At 42.3% G+C, this 20801-nt stretch carries 19 protein-coding genes; 9 read left to right on the top strand and 10 right to left on the bottom strand.

Going from position 1 to position 20801, the window contains the following annotated elements; all coding sequences use genetic code 11:
• Positions 1 to 56: 56 nt before the first annotated feature.
• From R8806_RS07805 to R8806_RS07795, 3 genes are read right to left on the bottom strand one after another with little or no spacing between them, the layout of a single operon-like run.
• Entirely contained in the window at positions 57 to 806 is a 750-nt protein-coding gene (locus R8806_RS07805; protein WP_087422466.1) for a BT1926 family outer membrane beta-barrel protein, read from the bottom strand.
• A gap of 55 nt (positions 807 to 861) precedes the next feature.
• The gene (locus R8806_RS07800) at positions 862 to 1692 is read right to left on the bottom strand and encodes a coiled-coil domain-containing protein (protein WP_317715799.1); all 831 of its coding nucleotides are present in this window, start codon (positions 1690 to 1692) and stop codon (positions 862 to 864) included.
• Between the two features lie 8 nt (positions 1693 to 1700).
• Positions 1701 to 3074: a hypothetical protein gene (locus R8806_RS07795; protein ID WP_317715797.1), complete on the bottom strand. Its 1374-nt coding sequence runs from the start codon at positions 3072 to 3074 to the stop codon at positions 1701 to 1703.
• 190 nt (positions 3075 to 3264) lie between these two features.
• Between R8806_RS07795 and R8806_RS07790 the strand changes: the two genes are divergently transcribed.
• The gene (locus R8806_RS07790) at positions 3265 to 3603 is read left to right on the top strand and encodes a helix-turn-helix domain-containing protein (RefSeq protein WP_087422464.1); all 339 of its coding nucleotides are present in this window, start codon (positions 3265 to 3267) and stop codon (positions 3601 to 3603) included.
• A 468-nt stretch (positions 3604 to 4071) separates the two neighbouring features.
• On the opposite strand, the gene R8806_RS07785 is transcribed toward R8806_RS07790, so the two are convergent.
• On the bottom strand, positions 4072 to 6558 hold the full coding sequence (locus R8806_RS07785; protein WP_124318180.1) for an endonuclease MutS2: 2487 nt from the start codon (positions 6556 to 6558) through the stop codon (positions 4072 to 4074).
• A 34-nt stretch (positions 6559 to 6592) separates the two neighbouring features.
• Positions 6593 to 7288 (bottom strand): DUF1573 domain-containing protein, encoded by a 696-nt coding sequence (locus R8806_RS07780; protein ID WP_124318179.1) that lies wholly within the window; start codon positions 7286 to 7288, stop codon positions 6593 to 6595.
• A 132-nt stretch (positions 7289 to 7420) separates the two neighbouring features.
• Here R8806_RS07780 and rpsO point away from each other — a divergent pair, with 132 nt between their 5' ends.
• The 3 genes from rpsO (at position 7421) to R8806_RS07765 (ending at position 11240) form a co-directional block, all read left to right on the top strand.
• Positions 7421 to 7690 carry a 30S ribosomal protein S15 gene (gene rpsO, locus R8806_RS07775; protein WP_087422516.1) on the top strand — a complete coding sequence of 90 codons (270 nt, stop codon included), beginning with the start codon at positions 7421 to 7423 and terminating at the stop codon, positions 7688 to 7690.
• 119 nt (positions 7691 to 7809) lie between these two features.
• Complete coding sequence (gene pnp / locus R8806_RS07770) at positions 7810 to 10056, top strand: polyribonucleotide nucleotidyltransferase (protein WP_124317184.1); 2247 nt, start codon at positions 7810 to 7812, stop codon at positions 10054 to 10056.
• Between the two features lie 83 nt (positions 10057 to 10139).
• The gene (locus R8806_RS07765; RefSeq protein ID WP_124317183.1) at positions 10140 to 11240 is read left to right on the top strand and encodes a PdxA family dehydrogenase; all 1101 of its coding nucleotides are present in this window, start codon (positions 10140 to 10142) and stop codon (positions 11238 to 11240) included.
• A gap of 63 nt (positions 11241 to 11303) precedes the next feature.
• Here R8806_RS07765 and R8806_RS07760 read toward each other — a convergent pair whose 3' ends face one another.
• The 5 genes from R8806_RS07760 to R8806_RS07740 form a co-directional block, all read right to left on the bottom strand.
• The gene (locus R8806_RS07760; protein WP_221230340.1) at positions 11304 to 13094 is read right to left on the bottom strand and encodes a (Fe-S)-binding protein; all 1791 of its coding nucleotides are present in this window, start codon (positions 13092 to 13094) and stop codon (positions 11304 to 11306) included.
• An 11-nt stretch (positions 13095 to 13105) separates the two neighbouring features.
• Entirely contained in the window at positions 13106 to 13447 is a 342-nt protein-coding gene (locus R8806_RS07755) for a 4Fe-4S dicluster domain-containing protein (RefSeq protein ID WP_027200982.1), read from the bottom strand.
• A 107-nt stretch (positions 13448 to 13554) separates the two neighbouring features.
• Positions 13555 to 14586, bottom strand: a complete 1032-nt coding sequence (locus tag R8806_RS07750; RefSeq protein ID WP_124317182.1) for an FAD-dependent oxidoreductase — start codon at positions 14584 to 14586, stop codon at positions 13555 to 13557.
• Between the two features lie 77 nt (positions 14587 to 14663).
• Positions 14664 to 15740, bottom strand: a complete 1077-nt coding sequence (locus R8806_RS07745) for a CoB--CoM heterodisulfide reductase iron-sulfur subunit B family protein (RefSeq protein ID WP_124317181.1) — start codon at positions 15738 to 15740, stop codon at positions 14664 to 14666.
• Positions 15741 to 15827: 87 nt separating this feature from the next.
• Positions 15828 to 16520, bottom strand: a complete 693-nt coding sequence (locus R8806_RS07740) for a 4Fe-4S dicluster domain-containing protein (RefSeq protein WP_117775459.1) — start codon at positions 16518 to 16520, stop codon at positions 15828 to 15830.
• A 229-nt stretch (positions 16521 to 16749) separates the two neighbouring features.
• Here R8806_RS07740 and rbr point away from each other — a divergent pair, with 229 nt between their 5' ends.
• From rbr to wecC, 5 genes are all read left to right on the top strand, one after another.
• On the top strand, positions 16750 to 17328 hold the full coding sequence (gene rbr / locus R8806_RS07735) for a rubrerythrin (RefSeq protein WP_124317180.1): 579 nt from the start codon (positions 16750 to 16752) through the stop codon (positions 17326 to 17328).
• A gap of 239 nt (positions 17329 to 17567) precedes the next feature.
• Positions 17568 to 17789 carry a hypothetical protein gene (locus R8806_RS07730; RefSeq protein WP_124317179.1) on the top strand — a complete coding sequence of 74 codons (222 nt, stop codon included), beginning with the start codon at positions 17568 to 17570 and terminating at the stop codon, positions 17787 to 17789.
• Positions 17790 to 18349: 560 nt separating this feature from the next.
• Complete coding sequence (locus R8806_RS07725; protein ID WP_124318093.1) at positions 18350 to 18874, top strand: UpxY family transcription antiterminator; 525 nt, start codon at positions 18350 to 18352, stop codon at positions 18872 to 18874.
• A gap of 11 nt (positions 18875 to 18885) precedes the next feature.
• Positions 18886 to 19584 carry a hypothetical protein gene (locus tag R8806_RS07720; RefSeq protein WP_124318092.1) on the top strand — a complete coding sequence of 233 codons (699 nt, stop codon included), beginning with the start codon at positions 18886 to 18888 and terminating at the stop codon, positions 19582 to 19584.
• Positions 19585 to 19587: 3 nt separating this feature from the next.
• Positions 19588 to 20793, top strand: a complete 1206-nt coding sequence (gene wecC / locus R8806_RS07715; RefSeq protein WP_124318091.1) for a UDP-N-acetyl-D-mannosamine dehydrogenase — start codon at positions 19588 to 19590, stop codon at positions 20791 to 20793.
• The last annotated feature ends 8 nt before the right edge of the window (positions 20794 to 20801 follow it).

Genomic DNA, 20801 nt, shown 5'->3' with positions numbered 1-20801 from the left:
TTTTGATAACCCAAACGGAATTTTGCAAATGATGGGTTATTTTTTATGTATTAATTTTAGAATCTAAATCCAATTTTCAACATCGGGTTAGATAGAAAATCAAATCCGTGAGTGTCTGATGATAGGAGTTTCAACCCGACTTGTGGTCGGATATTATATACCGTGTAGTCATAGGCAATCGGTCGAATTTCGATAGAAATAAAAAGTGCTTTGGAGACGAAATAATCGAATCCGGTGACACCGGCAACCCGGTATCCGAAAGCTTCTCCAATAGATTTTCCTAGATAGGATTCGTCATCCGCTTTTGCTTCTTGTTTCCCGTAAGAGAATCCAAATTCCCCTCCATAACGGAAAAATAGTTTGTCATATTTGGTTTTCACGAATCTTTCCGCTCCGAGGACAATGGAATACTTTATCTTATCTTTTGATGTTACGAAATTGTAATCTGGAATGTCTCCGGTTTCGAATTTTCCATCCGTGCTGTTACCGGGTAAAGCTTTGTACTCGGGATTATGCTTGAATGAAAATCCTCCCATTGCTTTCAGCGCCCATTTTTTCGCAAACATCCATCTGAATTCGAAATTCAGTGACAACTGTTTATCGAACCAGCTGGTTTGTGGGGCGGAGATATTGTAGGTGCTCAAATCCGGGGCCGGGGCTTCCATACCGACAAACGAGCCTACACCTAAATTTAAAGAGACGGATTTGTCCCCTTTCTTTGGTGTAAAATCATCTTTTGTTTGTGCGTTGGCAAGCAGTACCGATCCTGTCATGATGATAGCAATTGTCAATACTCTTTTTAGCATATATACAAATTTAGTGAATGTCAGTGGGGAAATCCCCACTGGCATTGGGTTTTACTTATTCGGCAAGTGCTGCTTCTGCGGCATCAATAGCTGCTTGTAAACGGTCAACACGTGCTTGTAGTTCAGGTTGGATTTCTTTGAGTTTTGAAATCTCGTTGTTGAGAACATTAATTTCTGCCTGGTATTCTTCATTTTGTATTCTGATGCAAGCTTCTAATTCTTCGTTCTTTTCTTCGTCACTTGCAAGAGCATTGAATTCTTTGATGGATTGCTCTGCTTTAGCGATGGCTTCTTCTGCTGTTTTTATCTCTTTTTTGTAGGTCTCTATTTGCTCATTGATGCTTTCGATGTCTAAAGAAGTTAGAATTTCCAACAGGCGATTAATACGCTCTATTTGAGAGCTTAATTCATTAGCTTCTCTTATTAATGTGGTGTATGCTGAATTCTCTAAAGCCGCTTCTGCTTCTTCTTTTTTCTGTTCAGTCGCCTCAATGTTGGCTACCGCTTCATCCCAATCTGCTTTGGCTTGATTCATCTCAGCCAGTAACGTTTCGGTTGTTTTGGCTGCATTGTCAACGATCGTGTTGAATTCATCGGCTAGTAACGTTGCGATTTCTAATTCATCAATTGCTTCTTGTACCTTAACAACAAGTTCACCTTGATTGATTTCCGAAACAGCAGCAACAGCATCATTGTATGCTTTTTGTGTGATTGTGACATTTTCTTTTGCCTTTTCGTATGCTGTTTCATTTTCTTCAAGAGCTTTGGTGGCATCAGCGATATCTTTTTTAGCTGTTGCTAATGCGGCATCGTTTGCTGTTACGGCATCGCTTGCTTTAGTCAGTTCAGCTAAAGCTTTTGCTTCATTTGTCTTGGCAACACCCAATAAAGCTTCTAACTCGGCTTTCTTCTCAGGAGTAGATCCGGATCTTTCAGCTCGTTGGTATATTTTACCACCACGCCTTTTTTCGCATCGTAATCTGTTTGGGCAGCAGTCTTTTTATTATTTAATTCGTTTACTTTACCTTCGTAAGTAGCTTTGTCTTTTGTCGCTTTTTCAAGTTTCGTTTTTTGTTCTTTGATTATTTCTTCAAGTGGTGCCAAAGCAGCTTTTGCATCTGTTGCTGCTTTCTCTAGTTTTCCTAAATTTGCTTTTGTTTCAGCTAGTTCTTTTTCAGCTCCTTCTTTTGCTGTAGTTGCCTCTTTAATAGCAGTTGCTTGTCTGTCTTTCTCGGCAGCAATCTTGGTTGTGATATTTTGTTCGAATTCAGGATATCCCGGGAAAGAGAATGTTTTTTCAGTTCCTTTGCTTGTTACAACTGTTATATCGAACGGAGAGATCAATTTTTTCGTGGGATTGCTGTTGTAATCCTCTTTTGCTTTTTCGTAAGCCTTTTCTTTGGTAATAGCCTCTTGTTTGGCCGTTTCCACTGCTTGTTTTGCATCACAAATAGCTTTCAATAATTTTTTTGCTTCGTCAGCAGTATTGATCATTTCTGCCGTTTTGGAATCAAGCTCTTTGGTAAGTTCTTCAAGCTTTGTATTAAGTTCATTGATTTTTTTTTCAATAGCGGCGTCTGTCAGCGTTTTTGAGGCTTCAAGCTCAGCAATAGCTTCTTTTGCAGTGGTTACTTTTTCTTGATTTTCTTTTATTATTTCTTGGAAACTAGCGAGGTGCACCTCGAAATTATCAGAAATGAGATTCTTGTACCGATTTACTCTGTCTTCGTTATTGGCGATTTCGTTTTGATTATTACGAAGTTTCCGCAGGGCTTTGACATAGTCTGCATACATTTGCTCTAGTTCCGGGTTGAGTTTACCGGCAATAATGGCGGCATTTAATTTGTTCAAAAAATCTTGTTGTTTGTATGCTTCCTCGGCTTTACGAGTTTCGTATTCAAGTTCATAAATTTTTTGTTGATATTCATTTGCTATTTCTGCTGCTTTTGCTTCATTCCGAATCTTTTCAGCTTCTGCAAGTAGTTTTTCAGCTTCAGCTTCCGTTTTGGCTACGTTGGCTTCTGCGATCAAACGTTCAATTTCAAGGCGAGCTGCTTCATTTTTAGCTTCATTCTCTACTTTCAATTTTTCGATTTCTGCCAGTAATTTTTGAGCCTCTCCTTGTGCTTGCAGCATTTCGGCTTGTGCCTTCAGCCATTCCGTTTTTGCGGTACGGATTTGTTCAACTGTAGCAGATTCCTTGTCATCCACGCAGGATGATAATAAGGCGACAGTTATCAACACAAATAATAAACTTATTTTTCTCATAACACCTTGTTTTTTAATTAAACATTTAATAATTCAATAATTTATTTAATACATTTACAAACGCCTTGTTGTATTCAATTGACAAAAGTATGGTATAAAATTTACATGTGCAAATAATATTCAACATTTTTGTGGTTATATATTACGTTTATTAAAACTTTTCTCGTGATAATTCTCGTAATTTTGAACTATGAAATTGGATATAGGAGAGATTATAAGGCAAGAGTTCGAGAAAAGTGGTTTGAGTGCCAGCCAGTTCGCTCGTATGATTAACAAAGAAAGGACGTTGGTATATCATCTTTTCAAGCGTCAATCTATTGATACAGATTTGTTGTATCAGATTTGCATGGTGTTGAATGTGGACTTGTTTAGTCTGTTCTCGGAGAAGTTGAGACAAGAAAATAATATTATTGGGGCATGTCATTCCCAAAAAGCCGAGAGTGTATCGTCCAAACGGAAGATTATGCTGGAGATAGAATTGGATGATGAAGAGTATCAAAAAATGATCCAAAAAGCATTGAACATATAGCCCTTCAATTATTCTTAATTCCGGATTATTTTAACACGAATTCGATAGAAGCAATTGTTTCCACGCTCATAGGGAGTCGGGGAAATAGTGATTTGTCCCAGTAAAGTGGGCATTTAAATGAAATTTCTATCTGATAGGGTTATTATCCTGTTTTCAAATTGTTATGATAGACTTACTTGAATGTTAATAATTACTATTGTAATCTAATATATTGTTATTTTGATAGGAGCGGAATAGGGGAGGAATGGGAGCGGAATGGGAGCGGCTCGCAATATGATAACAAGATAATCCTGTTTTGATAACGTTATTTTACATTATTTTGCATTAAGTTTTTGTAGAACACCCCTAAATCCGTGAGTGTTGAAACACGAATTTAGGGTATTCTTGAACAATTCTCGTATTGTTGGTTGCCCTCGTTTTCGAGAATATCAAGGATGTGGATTTATCCGGAATATAACCGCGTGTGGTTTATATATCCAGTTTCACCACGGTAATTCCCGAGCCTCCCATTTGTACATGTTCATCCCCGCAGGAACCCACGACCGGATTGGTCTTTAAAAAATCCCGTATGATTTGCCGAAGGGCTCCTGTACCTGTTCCATGTAAGATACGGAGGTCTTTCATGTTTAGCATGACGGCATTGTCAATGAATTCCGATACTTTCATGAGCGCCTCGTCTCCCCGTAGTCCTCGTACGTCGATCTCCGGTTTGAAATCCATGCGTTTCTGGCTGATGTTTTCCAGATAATTGGAAGAGGGGCGTGGCATCCTGTTTTGCGTGATTTTCTTGGCAGCACTGTTCGATATTTTCGAGAGGCGTTCCACTTTCACGGTAGTCATGAGACCGCCGAGAGCGATAACCGCGTTTTTCTCGTTAATTTCGATAATTTCACCCACGGCTTTATTATCCAGTTGCACGAGATCTCCTTTGCTGAAAGTCGGCGCCTGTTGCTGTTGATCGGTCTCTTCCGACGTGGAGGTTTGGGTGCGTTTCCCTTTTTCCTTTTGTTTCTTTTCCCGGTTTTTCAATTTCTCGATTTTTCTCTTCAGTCGTTCTTCCTCTTCTTCTTCGCTGAACAGTAACCGTCGTTTTTCTTCCTCGAATGTTTGGCGAACCAGTCGGGTTTGCTCCTTTTCGGCTTGACTTTCTTTGATTTGCCGGATGGTATTTTCTATCGTTTTGTTCGCCCCGGAGATGAGTTCTTTGGCTTTCTCTTGGGCTTCTTGGATGATTGTTTTCCGGAGTTTGGAGGCATCGTCCAGTTCTTTTTTATAACGCTCCAGCACTTCTTCCAAGCGTTTTTCATTTTCATGGATGCGTTTCCGTTTTTCTTCCCAGTAACGTTTATCCCGTAGGATTTCTTTCAAGTGCTTGTCGAAATTTACCCGGTCTTCACCGATCTTGCTGGCGGCATCGTCCAAAATCTCTTTGGGTAACCCGATTTTCTTGGCGATTTCGAATGCAAAAGACGAACCCGGTTTCCCGATCTCCAGTTGGAAAAGCGGCAACATCCGATGGCTGTCATAAAGCATGGCCCCGTTTGCAATTCCGGAAGCTGAAGAGGCAAAATGTTTTAAATTGGTGTAGTGTGTCGTGATGACACCTCTCGTTTGGTTATTATTTAAAGCATTTAAAATGGCTTCAGCTATCGCTCCGCCCAGCATGGGTTCGGTTCCCGTACCGAACTCGTCGATCAGGATAAGCGTATCCCGCGAGGCGTAACGGATGAAATTCTTCATGTTTACCAGATGCGAGCTGTATGTACTCAAATCATTTTCAAGAGACTGTTCGTCTCCCATGTCAATGAGTATTTTGTGGAATATCCCGAATTTACTGGATTCTTCCACGGGTACGGGTACGCCGCATTGGAACATATATTGTAATAAACCGGCTGTTTGCAGGCAGACGGATTTACCACCCGCGTTAGGACCGGAAATTAGGATGATTCGCTGATCTTCATTTATTTCAATATCCAAGGGAACAACCTCTTTCCCGTTTGCTTTCAAGCTTAGGTAGAGTAGGGGATGCTTTGCCCTGTACCATAGCATGGAAGGGGTATCTTCAAAAAGGGGGACGATGGCATTCACCCGGATGGCAAAGAGTGCTTTTGCTCGCACGAAATCCACGAATGCCATGAAATCATAGGCCGGAATCAGGTCATATATATAAGGACGCAAATCGTCGGCAAATTGCCGGAGAATACGGGTGATTTCCCGTTTTTCTTCTAGTTGTAGTTCCCGGATTTCATTGTTCGTCTCGATGATTTCCGCGGGTTCGATATAAGAGGTTTTCCCGGTGGTGGATTCATCATGCACGATACCATTTAATTTCCGCTTGAAGGCGGCAGGCACGGGAATCACCATTCTACCGTCCCGGATAGCAATGTTGCTGTCCTTGTCGGCCCATCCTTCCTCCTGTGCTTTCTGCAACAGGGATTGCATACGTCGGGAGATTCCGGATTGCTTTTTAGCAATGCTATGACGTATGTTGCCTAAAGCGGGTGAGGCGGTATCCTTGATTGTCCCGAATTTTGAAACGATCGAGTCCAGACGTTGCAGGATATAGGGGAATACCCGTACGTCTCCGGCCCGGGCTACCAGATGAGGGTAAACTTCTTGTTTGGTGTTGAAGAACCGCATGATGGCGTTCAGCGACTCCAGTGAATTTTTTAAGACAACCAGCTCGTTTACTTCCAGAAACAAACCCTCTACTTTTATACGCAACAAGAAGGGACGGGCATCATGGTAATAGGAAACCGGGAAGTTCTCTTCCTCTTGACAGATCCGCATGAATTCGGAGGTTTCGGCCAAAGAGGTTTCGATCCATCCGGCATCGGTGGAGAACTTGATGGCGCTGACCAGTTCCCGGCCCATGTCACTCAGGCAGTTATTGCTGATAAGTTGTCTTATTTTGTCGAATTTTATTTTAGATTCAAAATTTTCGGGATAAATCATATTGAATTGAAAATTGAAAGTACAAAATTGAAAATTACTTGTTCGAGATCATGAACTTGTGTGTCGTTCCCTGATCTGTTTTGATGAGGACGTAATCATCCGGCTTGATCTTGTCCGCGTGTTTCGGGAGATACCGGATGATGAGATTACCCATCATTTCCTTGCCCAACGTGAGAGGGGTACAGTCCACTTCTAAGTAGTCGGGTTTGAAAATCGACAGGATCGATATGTTCTTTTTACCCGTGTTGATCATGTTTATGATTTGGTGTTTCGTCTCTGCCTGTTTTAAGTGGATCGTGTCCGTGGTGAAACGTAAGTTACCCACCACGATGGGGTAGGTTGTCGGGATGTCAACCGATTTCGTGATGACTTCTCCTTCTAAACGCAATACGATGTTCGGGGGAGTGGCGTTCGTGTACACGATAATCTTTTTCGAGAACACGCCGGGGCGATCTTTCGGGTTGAACGTGACGGTGATCACGCTACTGTCTCCGGGAGGAATGGGTTTCCTGTTCCATTTGGGAGTAGTGCAACCACACGTGGTTTCAATAAATTTTATCAACAAGGGAGCTTTCCCTTTGTTTGTAAATTTAAATTCGTGAGTTACTTTTCCCCCGTTTTCCTGCACGAGTCCCATGTTGAACGTGGTCTTTTCGAACGCGATCTTGGCTCGTTGAGCGAATGATAGCGTGGGGATGAAAAGTAATATTACATATATAAATATCTTCATCTGTATTTCTTTTTGTTTGTGGAAAATTGGAATACAAAAATACAAAAAGGGTTGGAAAAGATTGGTTTATGTCGGAATAAAACGTATCTTTGCGGCGTTAAAATTAATATTAAATCTAAAAGACTGTACATCATGTATTTGACATCAGAAAAGAAAGAAGAACTTTTTTCACAGTACGGGAAGTCTAATAAAGATACCGGCTCTGTTGAGTCACAAGTAGCTTTATTTTCCTACCGTATCGCTCATTTAACTGAGCATTTAAAGAAAAACCACAAAGATTTCGCTACTCAAAGATCTTTGATTAAATTGGTTGGAAAACGTAGAGCGTTGCTTGATTACATGAAGAAGAGAGATATCGATAGATATCGTGCTATCGTTAAAGCATTGAATTTACGTAAATAATTACATAAAAACGACCCGGGTCGTCCGGGTCGTTTTACTTTTAATCCTCCCCTCCTCCTCCTTTTATCTAAAAAGAATTCCGTTAAAATGTTTAGTATTTTAACAGTTTTATTATTTCTATGAACATTATTGAAAAAAGCATTACCCTGAAAGATGGTCGGGTAATAACATTGGAAACCGGAAAATTAGCCAAACAAGCGGACGGTGCTGTCATGCTGAAAATGGGCAACACGATGTTGTTGGCTACGGTTTGTTCCGCGCAAGAGGCAGGTCCGGACGTGGACTTCATGCCTTTGTCGGTAGATTATAAAGAAAAATTTTCAGCGGTAGGACGTTTCCCCGGTGGTTTCACCCGTAGAGAGGGAAGAGCTTCCGATTACGAGATTTTGGTATCCCGTCTGATTGACCGGGCTCTGAGACCTTTGTTCCCGGATGATTATCATGCGGAAACTTTCGTGCAGGTAACGTTGTACTCGGCTGATGAAGAGTCTATGCCGGATTGTTTGGCCGGATTGGCTGCCTCTGCAGCTATTGCCGTGAGTGATATTCCTTTCCACGGTCCTATTTCCGAGGTACGTGTAGCTCGTGTAAACGGGGAGTTGATGATTAACCCGACGAAGAGCGAGTTGGCAACTGCCGATTTGGATATTATGGTTGCTGCAACCTACGAGAATATCATGATGGTTGAGGGTGAGATGAACGAGGTTTCCGAGAAAGAAATGCTCGACGCTATTAAATTTGCTCATGAAGCTATTAAAGATCATTGTTTGGTTCAAATGGAATTGGCAAAAGCCGTGAATAAAGAAAAACGGGCTTATTGTCATGAAGTGAATGATGAAGAGTTGCGTAAAGACATCTGGGCTAAATGCTACGATAAAGCGTATGCCGTTGCCCGTCAATGTAATGCCGACAAGCATTTACGCGAAAAGTTATTTACCGAGGTGAAAGAAGAGTATCTGGAATCACTTCCGGAAGAAGAGAGGGAGGCGAAGAAGAATATGGTTTCCCGTTATTATCATGACGTGGAGAAAGAGGCTGTACGGAGAATGATTTTGGATGAGGGGTTACGTCTGGATGGACGTACGACCGAACAGATTCGCCCGATCTGGTGTGAGGCCGGACCTCTTCCGGGACCTCATGGTTCTTCTATCTTTACCCGCGGTGAAACGCAGTCTTTGTCCACGGTAACTTTAGGAACCAAGCTGGATGAAAAGATTATAGATGAGGCTACTGAACAAGGAAAAGAAAAATTCTTGTTGCACTATAACTTCCCGCCGTTCTCAACGGGAGAGGCGAAAGCTAGTCGTGGTGTGGGGCGTCGTGAAGTGGGACATGGTAATTTGGCTCATCGTGCGTTGAAACGTATGTTGCCGGACAACTATCCTTACACGGTACGTGTTGTTTCTGATATTTTGGAATCTAACGGTTCATCTTCCATGGCAACGGTATGCGCCGGAACTTTGGCATTGATGGATGCCGGTATTCCGATCAAGAAACCGGTAACGGGTATCGCTATGGGATTGATCACCGATAACGAGAAATATGCCGTGTTGTCTGACATCTTGGGTGACGAGGATCACTTGGGAGATATGGACTTCAAGGTAACCGGAACGGTAGACGGTATCACCGCCACCCAGATGGATATTAAAGTAGACGGTCTTCCTTACGAGATTCTGGAGAAAGCTCTGGATCAAGCCCGGAGAGGTCGTTTACACATCATGAATATTATTAAGGAAACCTTACCTGAACCTCGTCCTGACTTGAAACCGCACGCGCCGCGTATGGTTACGCTTACGGTGGATAAGGATCAGATCGGAGCGATCATTGGCCCCGGAGGAAAGATTATTCAGGATATTCAGGAGAAATCCGGAGCGGTTATCGTTATTGAAGAAGTGGGTAATCAGGGTATCGTGGATATTGCTGCCACCAATGCAGAATCTATCGAGATTGCCGTTGCCCGCATCAAGGCTATTGCTTGCAAACCTGAAGTCGGAGAGATTTACGAGGGAGTTGTAAAGACAATCACCGCTTTCGGTGCTTTCGTGGAGTTCTTGCCGGGTAAAGACGGTTTGTTGCACGTGTCCGAGATCGATCACAAACGCGTAGAGAAAGTGGAGGATGTATTGAAAGAGGGAGATCGGGTACGTGTGAAATTGATCGATATTGATCCGAAAACCGGAAAATTCAAACTTTCCCGTAAGGTGTTGTTGCCTAAACCGGAAGGTATGGAGCAAAACGATCGTCAAAATCGCGGCGAGCGCCAAGATAGAGGCGAACGTCAAGATCGCGGACCTAGACAAGATCGGGGAGATCGTCCCCATCGGGACAGAGGTCCTAGACCGGAAAGAAAAGAAAATCAAGAATAGAGTAAAAGAGGGCAATGCCCTCTTTTTTTATCGATAAATATCGACTTTTTCATTATCTTTGTGCAAACGAAATGGTTTAAAACATGGAAAACAGATTAAATGTAGGAATCACGCACGGGGATGTAAACGGAATATCTTATGAGTTGATCATAAAATTGTTGGCAGAGAATCGGATTTGTGAGTTGTGTGTTCCTATCCTATACGGGTCGCCTAAAGTGGCCGCCTACTACCGGAAGGTATTAAATATTGAGAACTTCAGTTTAAACACGATTCGTGAGCCGGGTGAGGCCAACGGGAAACGATCCAATATCATCAATTGCGTGGATGATAACGTGAAGGTTGATCTTGGAAAAGAGACTCCCGAATCGGATCAGGCTACTATGGTTGCTTTGAAATATGCCTTGGATCAATTGGATCGGGACGAGATTGATGTGTTGACGCTGGCTCCTCAGGGACCGAATGCGTTCTTCACGGAAGAGGCCGGGTCTTTGGTGGAATATTTGGGTAAGCGTTATAATACCACGGATATTATGTCCATCTTGGTGAGCGAAAAGATAAAGATGGGTTTCGTGACCGAACAGGTTAAATTACGAGATGTGCCACATCAAGTTACACAAAAGAATATCTTCAAGAAATTAACCTTGCTGGATGATACTTTGCGTCAGGATTTTACTATTTTGAAACCAAAGATTGCTGTTCTGGGGCTAAACCCACAGGTAAATTGCGGTCAGAATGGAGATGAAGAAGTGAATGTTATTATTCCGGCGATTGAGCGAGCTAGAGAAGAGGGAATTATGGCCATTGGCCCATTCTCTGCCGAACGTTTCTTCTCGGAGAGAATGTACGAGAAATTTGACGCTGTTCTCGCCATGTATTACGATCAGGGGGTTGTGGCATTTAAGTCCGTGGACGAAGAAAGTGCCGCTTGTTATATTGCCGGGTTACCTGTGATTTGTTCGATGTCTTTAACAGATCCTCATTATGATATTGTAGGTCAGAATCTGGGTGATGAACAAGGACTTCGTAATGCTCTTTATTTGGCGATGGATGTTTGCGTGCATCGTGAACAAAATATCGAGTTACAGAAAAACCCGCTTCCACATTATGACATTGCCACAAATAGTAATGAGAGCGATTTGAACGTGGAACAGATTGAGGGAGTAAGAGCGGAACTTGAAGATTAAGTTTTTCTTTAGTCGAGAAATAAAAACGGGATTCACATAAAAATAGTGAATCCCGTTTTTATTTTAGGCTTCTGCAACCAGTTCTGCAATATCTTTTACCGGGATTTCCGGTGAGGTTTTACCCAATGTTTTTTTACATAGCGGACAGGCCGTGACAATAACATCCGGCTGGTATGCCGCATATGCTTTCACGGTATCACTACTAATTTTCGTTTTTTGCGTGGAATCAATGGCCGTATTTGCCAAGCTACCCCCGCAACAGAGTGATTTCTTCCCGTCATAGGCTGTCGAGATTTTCTGACTTACTTGTTTCAATACGCTTTCGGGGGCGTCAACGACACCGCAGCCTCTTCCCAGTTCACACGGGTTATGGAACACGGTCTTCAGATCAAGGGCGTTGACCTTTAATTGCCCTTCCTGAATCAGCATGTCGATATATTCCGTGTGGTGCATGACTTTTATATTCAACAGGTAATCCTCCTTGAAAGTTTTGTAACAGATCGGGCAGGAGGTAACCAATATATCGGCCTGTGAGGCATCAATCATTTGTAGGTTTTTATCCATGACCACTTGCGCCGCTTTCCAGTTCCCGGAAAGAGCTAACGGACGCCCGCAACAAACTCCGGCTTGTTCATCAATGAACGTGTAGTTCGCTTTTGCCTTTTCGAAAATCTGTTGCATGGATTTTATAATGCCCGGGGTAAGATGACTCATACATCCGGCAAAGTAAGCGACTTTAGCGGGTTTCACTTTCGGTTGGGGAACATAAGCATACGTGTCTTTTGTAACTCTTAATATATCCGGTCTTTTGCTTTGGCGGATGGCATTCAGGTTAATGCCCACGGGACATGAATTCTCGCAACGTCCGCACATCAGGCAGTCTTCCGCTTGTTGGGCATATTCCTCTCGATTACGCAGGCGACGGAGAAAATAGACGGGTTGCGTGTCATTTATATTACAGGACGTGTTTAATTGACAAGTGTTGATACATATTCCGCAACGGGAACAGGAATTGACCTGTATTTCACTGAATCCGTTATATTCTTTACCTTGTTTTACTCCCCAGTTTTTTAGGAAGATATAGACCATTTCAGTCGGGATATGCATGTACCGGGAAAATGGTAATAGTAGGAAGAATAGTCCAAGCAAGGAGGAGTAAAGCCACCAAGCAGGATAAGATAAACTTTCTAAGGGTAGAAATCCGCTGAAAAAGTCACCCGCGTTATGCGTGAGGAAGCTACCTCCACCGTTCAGACCGCTAGTGAAACTTTCTGCTAGGAAACGTACCGGGAAAATAAGCCAAAGTACGGTTAATATAAGCAAATCGTAAGCCCGTTGTTTCGTGGTTTTCTTCATACCGAAAATGCGGGAACAGAAACGTTTGGTGACAGCCAGTAAGATACCGATTAATAGGAATGTCAGAATCAAGTCCATCAAGAACGCGAAAAACTCGCTGTACGGGAATGTCTCTTTTGCCGGGTGGAAATAACGGAAAAAGATAGCAAAATAAGGTGGGTTGAAAGCACTGGTATGGTAAACCATGGATTCGATTTTCCCGACAACGATCAACAAGAACCATCCGAAAGCAAAGGTCATGTGCATGTATCCCAGCATCGGGTTCGTTTTGAATATATTATGATGCAACAAGCTTTCCCGGAAGATTTCCCAACCGGAACGAATGGTCTTGAAACTGAACAAGCCTTTGCGGATTTTTTTACGTTCTTCTTTCGGAAAGCTTTTGATCCACTTGTAGTATTTCACGCACAAGTATCCCAGTAGCACGACCAGTCCGATCGTGAACGGCAGGACAAAGTGATCGTAATATATTTTGTTCGTGTATTCGTATTGCTGCATAATAATTGGTTTCAGCTTTTCAATTTTGTTTTTATATAGTTGAGCATTTCTAAAATCATCTTTCGGGTTTCCACGCCTCTTGGGCAGACCAGCATGCATTTTCCGCACAACATACATTTCTGTAATTGCTCTTTCGCCTCTTTATTTTCGCCTCGCTTCATGAGCATCTGTATCTTCCGGATGTTAAAGTCCGTGAGATTCCCTGCCGTGCATCCTGCCGTGCATCCGCCACAGCCAATACATAATTTGCTGCTGGGAACGACACGTGCGATATGTTCCGTCATGGATTTGTCGTTCGTATCATAATTGATACTCCGTGTTTCCGATATGCTATAACCCCAAAAATTGATCATCTCTTAATTTTAAATCCTATTAATTTCTTGATTTAGTGATTTCCGATTCATTGATTTTTCCCCTCTATCCAACGCTCTTTTTAATCACTGAATCCTGGAATCGACAATCACAAAATCTTTTTAAGTTTCACGTATTCCATAATATTCATGGCTGCCGAACGGGCATCGGCCAGCGTGTCGGTCAGGTTCATCGGGGCACTTCCGCATCCGGCCACGAAAACACCTTCGACATTCGTGTTGTTGTTGCGATAGTGCGGGTCTTGGGATTTGATGAAACCATTGGGAGCCAAGTTCAAGCCTAGCGTGTCTGCCATCTGGCGACTACCTTCCGAGGATTCCATACCGACCAATAGGATCATCATGTCAAGCGTCATGCGCAAGGGTTTCCCGACAAGCGTGTCTTCCACCTTGATCTGTAATTGCTTGTTCATGTTTTCTGCGGCCTCGGACAATCTGCCCCGCACGAATTTGATATTGTATTTTTCCTGGGCATCCCGGTACATTTCCTCGTAACCCGGTCCGAACATACGCATATCCATGTAGAAACAGAAGATTTCCGTGTCGGGTAATAGTTCCCGAAGTTCAATGGCTTGCTTTACCCCGGTGATACAACAGAGTTTGGAGCAATGGTAGTTGCATACCTTTTCGTCACGGGAACCCACGCAATGGATGATCCCGATGCGTTTGGGGGTATTCCCGTTTGCCATTCTGATCGAGTGGTTGTAGAACATATTCTCCAGTTCCACGGAAGTGATCACGTTTTCATATATCCCGTAGCCGTACTCTTCTTTCCGGCGGGCATCGAAAAGTTTGAAGCCAGTGGAAACCAATAGGGTGTCACCTTCAAGCAAGCTGCCGTCGCTGAGAGGTACAAGAAATCTACCCTCTTTGTTCTTCTCGATTTTCCGGGGTTCCATGCCTAGATGTAACCGAATCTTCGGGTGATTCAGGTTTTGTTTTAATATGTCGTTCAGATCCTTGGCGGATTTCCGGTCAGGAAACAATTGGTACCAATTGTTCAAGTTACCGCCGGTTTCGTTGTTTTTCTCGACTAATTCCACGTCGATTCCTTGACTTGCCAGTTGATGTGCGGCTTCGCAGCCTGCCGGACCTCCTCCGATGATGATGACTTTTGCCATATATTAATTGAAAATTGAAAATTGAAAGTTGAAAATGAATGACTTCATGGTTCTTTTTCCAATTTTGTGGTTTAACATTATAATTTTGACACTCTTAGGTACGTGGGGCATTTGGGAACCCCGATGTCTTCTCCCCGGATGTTTTTGAATTTCGCTTCCGGATCGTACGGGATGCCCATTTTGTCCAGCAAGGGTTCCACGGAAACCTGGTGCATCTGCAACCCGATTTCCCACGGGTCATACCCCAAAACGAGTGCCGTGAGTTCCTCGTAGGTCAACACGGGGATACCGTAGCCGTCCTGCCCGTAGGTGGTTCCTTCCATCTCGCTGATCGTGTATTGCCATTTATCCATGAACATGGCGCACCCCGGACAGTTTGCCACGATAAAGTCGGGTTCGTAAGGTTGCATGGATTCAAATTTCTTTTTCGAGTTGGCCACGGAATATCCCCGGTTGGCCATCACGAGATACTGGCGAAAACCGAAACCGCAACAATGTCTTCTTTCTGGGTAATCGATTACATCGCCGCCCCAGGCATAAATCATACCGGATAATACGGCCGGAAATTCGGCTCCACCAATTCCTTTCGTGGGGAACATTTTCGAGTAATGACACCCGATGTGATCCACTCCCCGGAGAGGTCTTCCCGTGTGAACGTCCACCAGCTTGTATTTTGCCTGGGCAGCGATCTCGTTTCTGAACTTATAGATTATGTCTGATGTGTGAGCAAGATTTCTAGGTTTTTTAAATTCCCGTTTGGTGGCTTTCCAAAGGAATTCTCTGATTTTTTCTTCAACTTCCGGGTGGTGGTGCCATGTCTCCAATATCTCGGTATAAATGCCGAAAGATGTGATACAGGAGGGTGTCATGTTTTCGTACCCGGCCTCGGTCATGAGGGCAAAATGACGGGCGACTACTGTCATGATTGTTTCTGCCGGAACGATGTCCGAATGATAACCGATCCCGGTGCAAGTCGTGTGTCGCGGATCATCAATAACATCTTTCGCCAGTTTATTCTTCATAATATCCAAGTAAGCCCATTCCGAACCCGGGAAGAAAGTCTGGCGAATACAACTTCTCGCGTAAAAATAGTGATCATCGGCTATCTCTTTCTGATAATCCTTCCATATCTGTTGTTTACCCTCTAAATTCATCTTTCAATTTTAGATTTTTAATTTTAGATTTTAGATTTCCCTGCGCATTCCCATTCTAAATTCTAAACTTTAAATTTTAAATTCTTTTTACTGGTGTTTCCCGCTGTTTTCCATGTATGTTTTCAGGAAATAAGCCTCTTCCAGATCGACTTTCTCTTCGTCGGCCACGTGCTGGGAGCAACTGTCAATTTTTTCCAAGAATTCAGTTCCCCCGGTAACATCGAAAATTTTCCGCAATTCATCCATACTTTCCGAATCCACTTCCCGTAAGGCTCCGGCTCCCGGTTGACGATAGTTTGAGTGCATACGTTCGTACACGTCGTCCAGATGCTCGTATATCCATTCCCACACGGGACCTTGCTCCGGGTGCATTTCCGGTTTCACTAAGTCGGGAGTAACGCAATATCCTCTTTTGAGGATGGATTCCCCGATCACGTGCTTAAGTGCGTATTGTTGACGTCCTTTTTCCGAATAGACAAAATATCCCAGTTCCTGCGATATTTTTCTTAATGCCATGATCACGAGGCCCGGCGTGTTGCAGCGAGGACAACGGGTTTTACAAGACATACATTCCCCGCAATACCAGATCGTGTCGCTTTTCAACAACTCTTCGATCTCTTCTTCATTCCCCCGTTGCACGGTTTCCACGATCACCCGCGGGTCATAGTTATAGAATTCGGCTGCCGGACAAATTGCCGTGCATACCCCGCAATTCATACAGCTATTCAACCCTTCGATGAAATGAATATCTTTTTGTAACTTCTTTAAAATCTCTGACATAACTAACTCTATATGGAAAAATTACTCGTCATAATTCTTTTGCATACAAAAGTATATCTTAATATTTTGCAACTAAAGGAGAGAAATGCTTAAAATGTGGGGTATTTATACTACCATCAAGTTTGCTTGATGGGTAGTAGTTACAAGTTGCAGGTTGACCGGTTACAGGTTTGGATCTACATAGCTTGTAACTTAAAACGTCCTTTCCCCGTAAGAAAAAGGAAAAACCATGAACAAAAGTGTAAAGGGTTCTTTAACAGAGGCCAATCTTTTAAAATCATTTGCCGGAGAATCACAGGCAAAAAATCGGTATACTTTTTTCTCTGAAGTAGCGAAAAAAGAGGGATACGAACAGATAGCGGGCATATTCTACGAGACCGCTTTGCAAGAAGAGATGCACGCGAAACGTTTCTTCAGTCGTTTGGAAGGTGGAATGTTGGAGATCACTGCTGCGTATCCTGCCGGGGTTATTTTGGACACGGCCAGTAATCTGGTTGAGGCCGCGGAGGGTGAGTATGACGAGTGGCATCACTTGTATCCGGAATTTGCCAAAGTGGCCGAAGAGGAGGGATTTAAGGACATTTCCGTGATGTACCGTATGATTATCGAGGCGGAAAGAAATCATGAAACAAGGTATCGGAAACTCTTGTCGAACTTGCAGGATGGTATTCTTTTTGAACGTCCGAAAACGGTAAAATGGTATTGTCGCAAATGCGGGTATGTCCACGAGGGCCCCACGGCTCCTAAAGTTTGTCCGGCTTGTCTCCATCCGCAAGGATTCTTTGAATTGCTGGTAGAGAATTATTGAGATGAGTAGCATGAGTACAGGAACCTGAAAATGAATTTTGTCGTTTTCAGGTTTTTTATATAATTCGAATTACAATAATGACTGTCATAAATAATTAAGACAAGGGATAAGTATTATGCCGTTTGTATATATGGCTTCTGCGCTGTTGCTTAAAAACAAAATACCAGCTCAATCTCATAATGGTGTTGTAGGACAAATCGGACTATATTTCGTGACTACAGGAAGATTATCAAAAGAAAATGGACGTTTGTATTCTCGTTCTACATCTGGATCGTTTTCATAAGAAATATAAGGACGAACGACGAGACGTTTCGTTTGACCGATTGCCTATATGTAGGGGAGATGGGGATGCTACGGTAGAGCTTGCTTTACAGGAACAGAATCCAGTTCATCTCTTTTATTTCTTTGGTTCTGTGGATAATACACGCTTTTCGGGTTCGGGGTATTTCCAGTTAACGTGAGTTTGGATATTTAATTAAGAAATTGTGACGGATGAGGGAATAATCGTAGATACTCTCATCCGTTTTTTATGTGTGTTAAAGTTTGTGTACCAATAGGAAACAAAAGATTTGTCCAAAGAAAAGTAGGATGATAAAAAGGGATTGATATTGAAATGTTTATTGTGTTAATAAACGATCGATTGATGATATTAACACATTTAATAATTTTTCATTTTGGGCAAATATGTCAACCTCCTGATGGTTAAAAAGAAAAAAAATATCTGCATTCCATTTGTAAGCATGAAAAATTAGTATATTTGCAACGCAATAATCGATCGTTTTTTTAGATCAACAGTCTAGAATCAGTAAAATCAGATTATTTGCGTGGGGATGAATATAATTCTTCCAAAAGACAGTTTTTACGTACTGTACCTGTTTAAGGATGGTGCGTGAGGCACATGGGCATAAAAAGTTAAGCCTGATTCTAAAGGTTAGTGCGCGAAGCGTATCTACGTCAATCGTGATATATAAATTTTTTATTAATCAATCACGAGAATTTCCAGATTTCACAAACTATAAATATGTCAGAGGGTACGAGAACATTGCATTGGTATGCGGCGTACACTAAAATCAATCAGGAATTAACGATTAAAAAGCGGTTAGATCACTTGGAGATAGAAAATTATCTCCCCATGCGTGATGAGGTTCGTGAAACTTCTTCCGGGAGGAAAAACGTGCGGGTAATCTTGATCCCTCATTTGATTTTTATTCGAACGGATCAAACAACAGCTTTCTCGTTACTGAATGAACATGGTTTAAACGTCGTTTACCTGAAAGATTTAGAAACTCGTCATTTGTTGATTGTTCCCGATAAGCAAATGCGTGATTTCATGTTCTTGCTTGACTTTTCAGATTCCACCGTGGAGGTGATTAATGAAGAGTTGAAGCGAGGTGATCGGGTAAAAGTAATCAAAGGGCCGCTAATAGGGCTTGAAGGAGAATTGCTCCGCATAAAGGGGCATAAACGCGTAATAGTGCGCCTGGAAGGGGTCGTTTCTGTGGCAACCTCTTATATTCCGGGATCATTCCTAGAAAAAATTAAATAGAGATAGTGGCGATGAATCTTAATGATTTGTACAAAAAAGTATCGGTCATCCCAATTGGAGATTTCCCTCCATCTGCGTTGTCCGGTTTATTGCATGGGTATATCTCAATCTATTCCATCGTGCGAGTAAACCCGTGGTTGGAAGACGTGTATGGTAGCCAATGGGATATCCATGAACGGATTCGTGAAATAGCGGGAGAATTAGCCGATCTGATACAAGATCCATCTATTGCATTGGAAGATCGAGTTGGACATATTGCCGACTTGATGGAAACTTATTTGACCTATTCCGACATGGATTTTCTGGATATAGCTTTAGATGCAGCTTATGGGATAATATCACCGGAGGGTAGCGATGAGATTGTATTACCTTGTCGAACTCCGGAGATGTGTCGGTTGTTGTGTAGTTGTTATTATTTTACGGGGGAGGAGGAATGTGCAAGGCTGGCAAAGGAGATAATGATGGAATGGGAAAGTTGTGTGAAAAAAGCTTCTAAGAATCTGGAACAATTGAATGTATGGAAGTGGCTTCAGGCAGAGGAGTTTTATGAGAATATAATTGAGGAAAAGAGGAAGGGTGTACAACTAGGAGATATGAATCTTATTGGGAATAACCTTTTGGCTGGGTTAAAGATTGAGGAGCAGGATTTGAGGTGCGTTTCTTCATGTTTTGATGTATTAGCAACAAAAGAATATATTAATTTAAAATAATTTATGAAAGCTTGTTTCATGGGGTTAGGCTATATTGGTCTGCCCACAGCAATTATTGCTGCAAAACACGGTATTAAGGTTACCGGGGTGGATATAAATCCTAGTGTTGTCGAGTTAACAAATCAAGGGAAACTCCATATCGTGGAACCGGGATTGGAGGCATATTTACAAGAAGTCGTAAAAACAGGGAATTTAAAAGCTTCTCTGAAGCCGGAGGCTTGTGAGGCTTATTTTATGGTTGTTCCCACTCCTTTTAAAGGAAATCATGAGCCGGATATTTCTTACGTGGAGGCTGCCACTCGCTCTGTATTACCTTTATTAAAAGCTGGTGACTTGTATGTGATAGAGTCCACTTCCCCCATTGGAACAACAGAAAAAATGAGAGATTTGATTTATGGTGAACGACCGGAATTAAAAGATAAAATATATATAGCTTATTGCCCGGAACGAGTATTACCAGGAAACGTGATTTATGAATTAGTACATAATGACCGGGTGATTGGGGGAATTGATGAAGAGTCAACAAATAAGGCTATTGAGTTTTATTCACAATTTGTTCAAGGAACCTTACATAGAACAAATGCTCGTACAGCTGAAATGTGTAAATTGACAGAAAATTCTTCTCGGGATGTGCAGATTGCTTTTGCAAATGAGTTATCCTTGATTTGTGATAAAGCGGGAATAAACGTGTGGGAATTGATTAACTTGGCAAACAAGCATCCTCGTGTAAATATCCTTCAACCCGGTTGTGGTGTAGGGGGACATTGTATAGCTGTTGATCCTTACTTTATTACAGCGGATTTCCCGATGGAATCTAAAATTATAGCTAATGCCCGGGAAATAAATAATTACAAGGCATTCTGGTGTGCGGAAAAAGTACAAAACGAGATGTTGAAATTCGAGTTAAAGCATCATCGTAAACCGATCATTGCCATGATGGGTTTAGCTTTCAAACCGAATATTGATGACTTGCGGGAGTCTCCTGCAAAATATATTACAACCAAGGTGATGCAGTCCTGTAGTAATGCAGATATTCTTGTCGTTGAACCTAACGTGCAAGAACATAAAGTGTTTAAATTGACTGATTACAAGGAAGCTTATGACCGGGCAGATATTGTCGTGATGTTGGTCGCTCATGACGTGTTCAAGACTTTGTCATGGACAGATCAGAAGGTGATTCTTGATTTTTGTGGTATTTACAAAAAATAGATTGTTTT

The organism is Butyricimonas faecihominis (assembly GCF_033096445.1).
Classification (GTDB): domain Bacteria; phylum Bacteroidota; class Bacteroidia; order Bacteroidales; family Marinifilaceae; genus Butyricimonas; species Butyricimonas faecihominis.
Note: the sequence above shows the minus strand (reverse complement) of the source record. Positions and strands in the feature narration are given on the sequence as shown.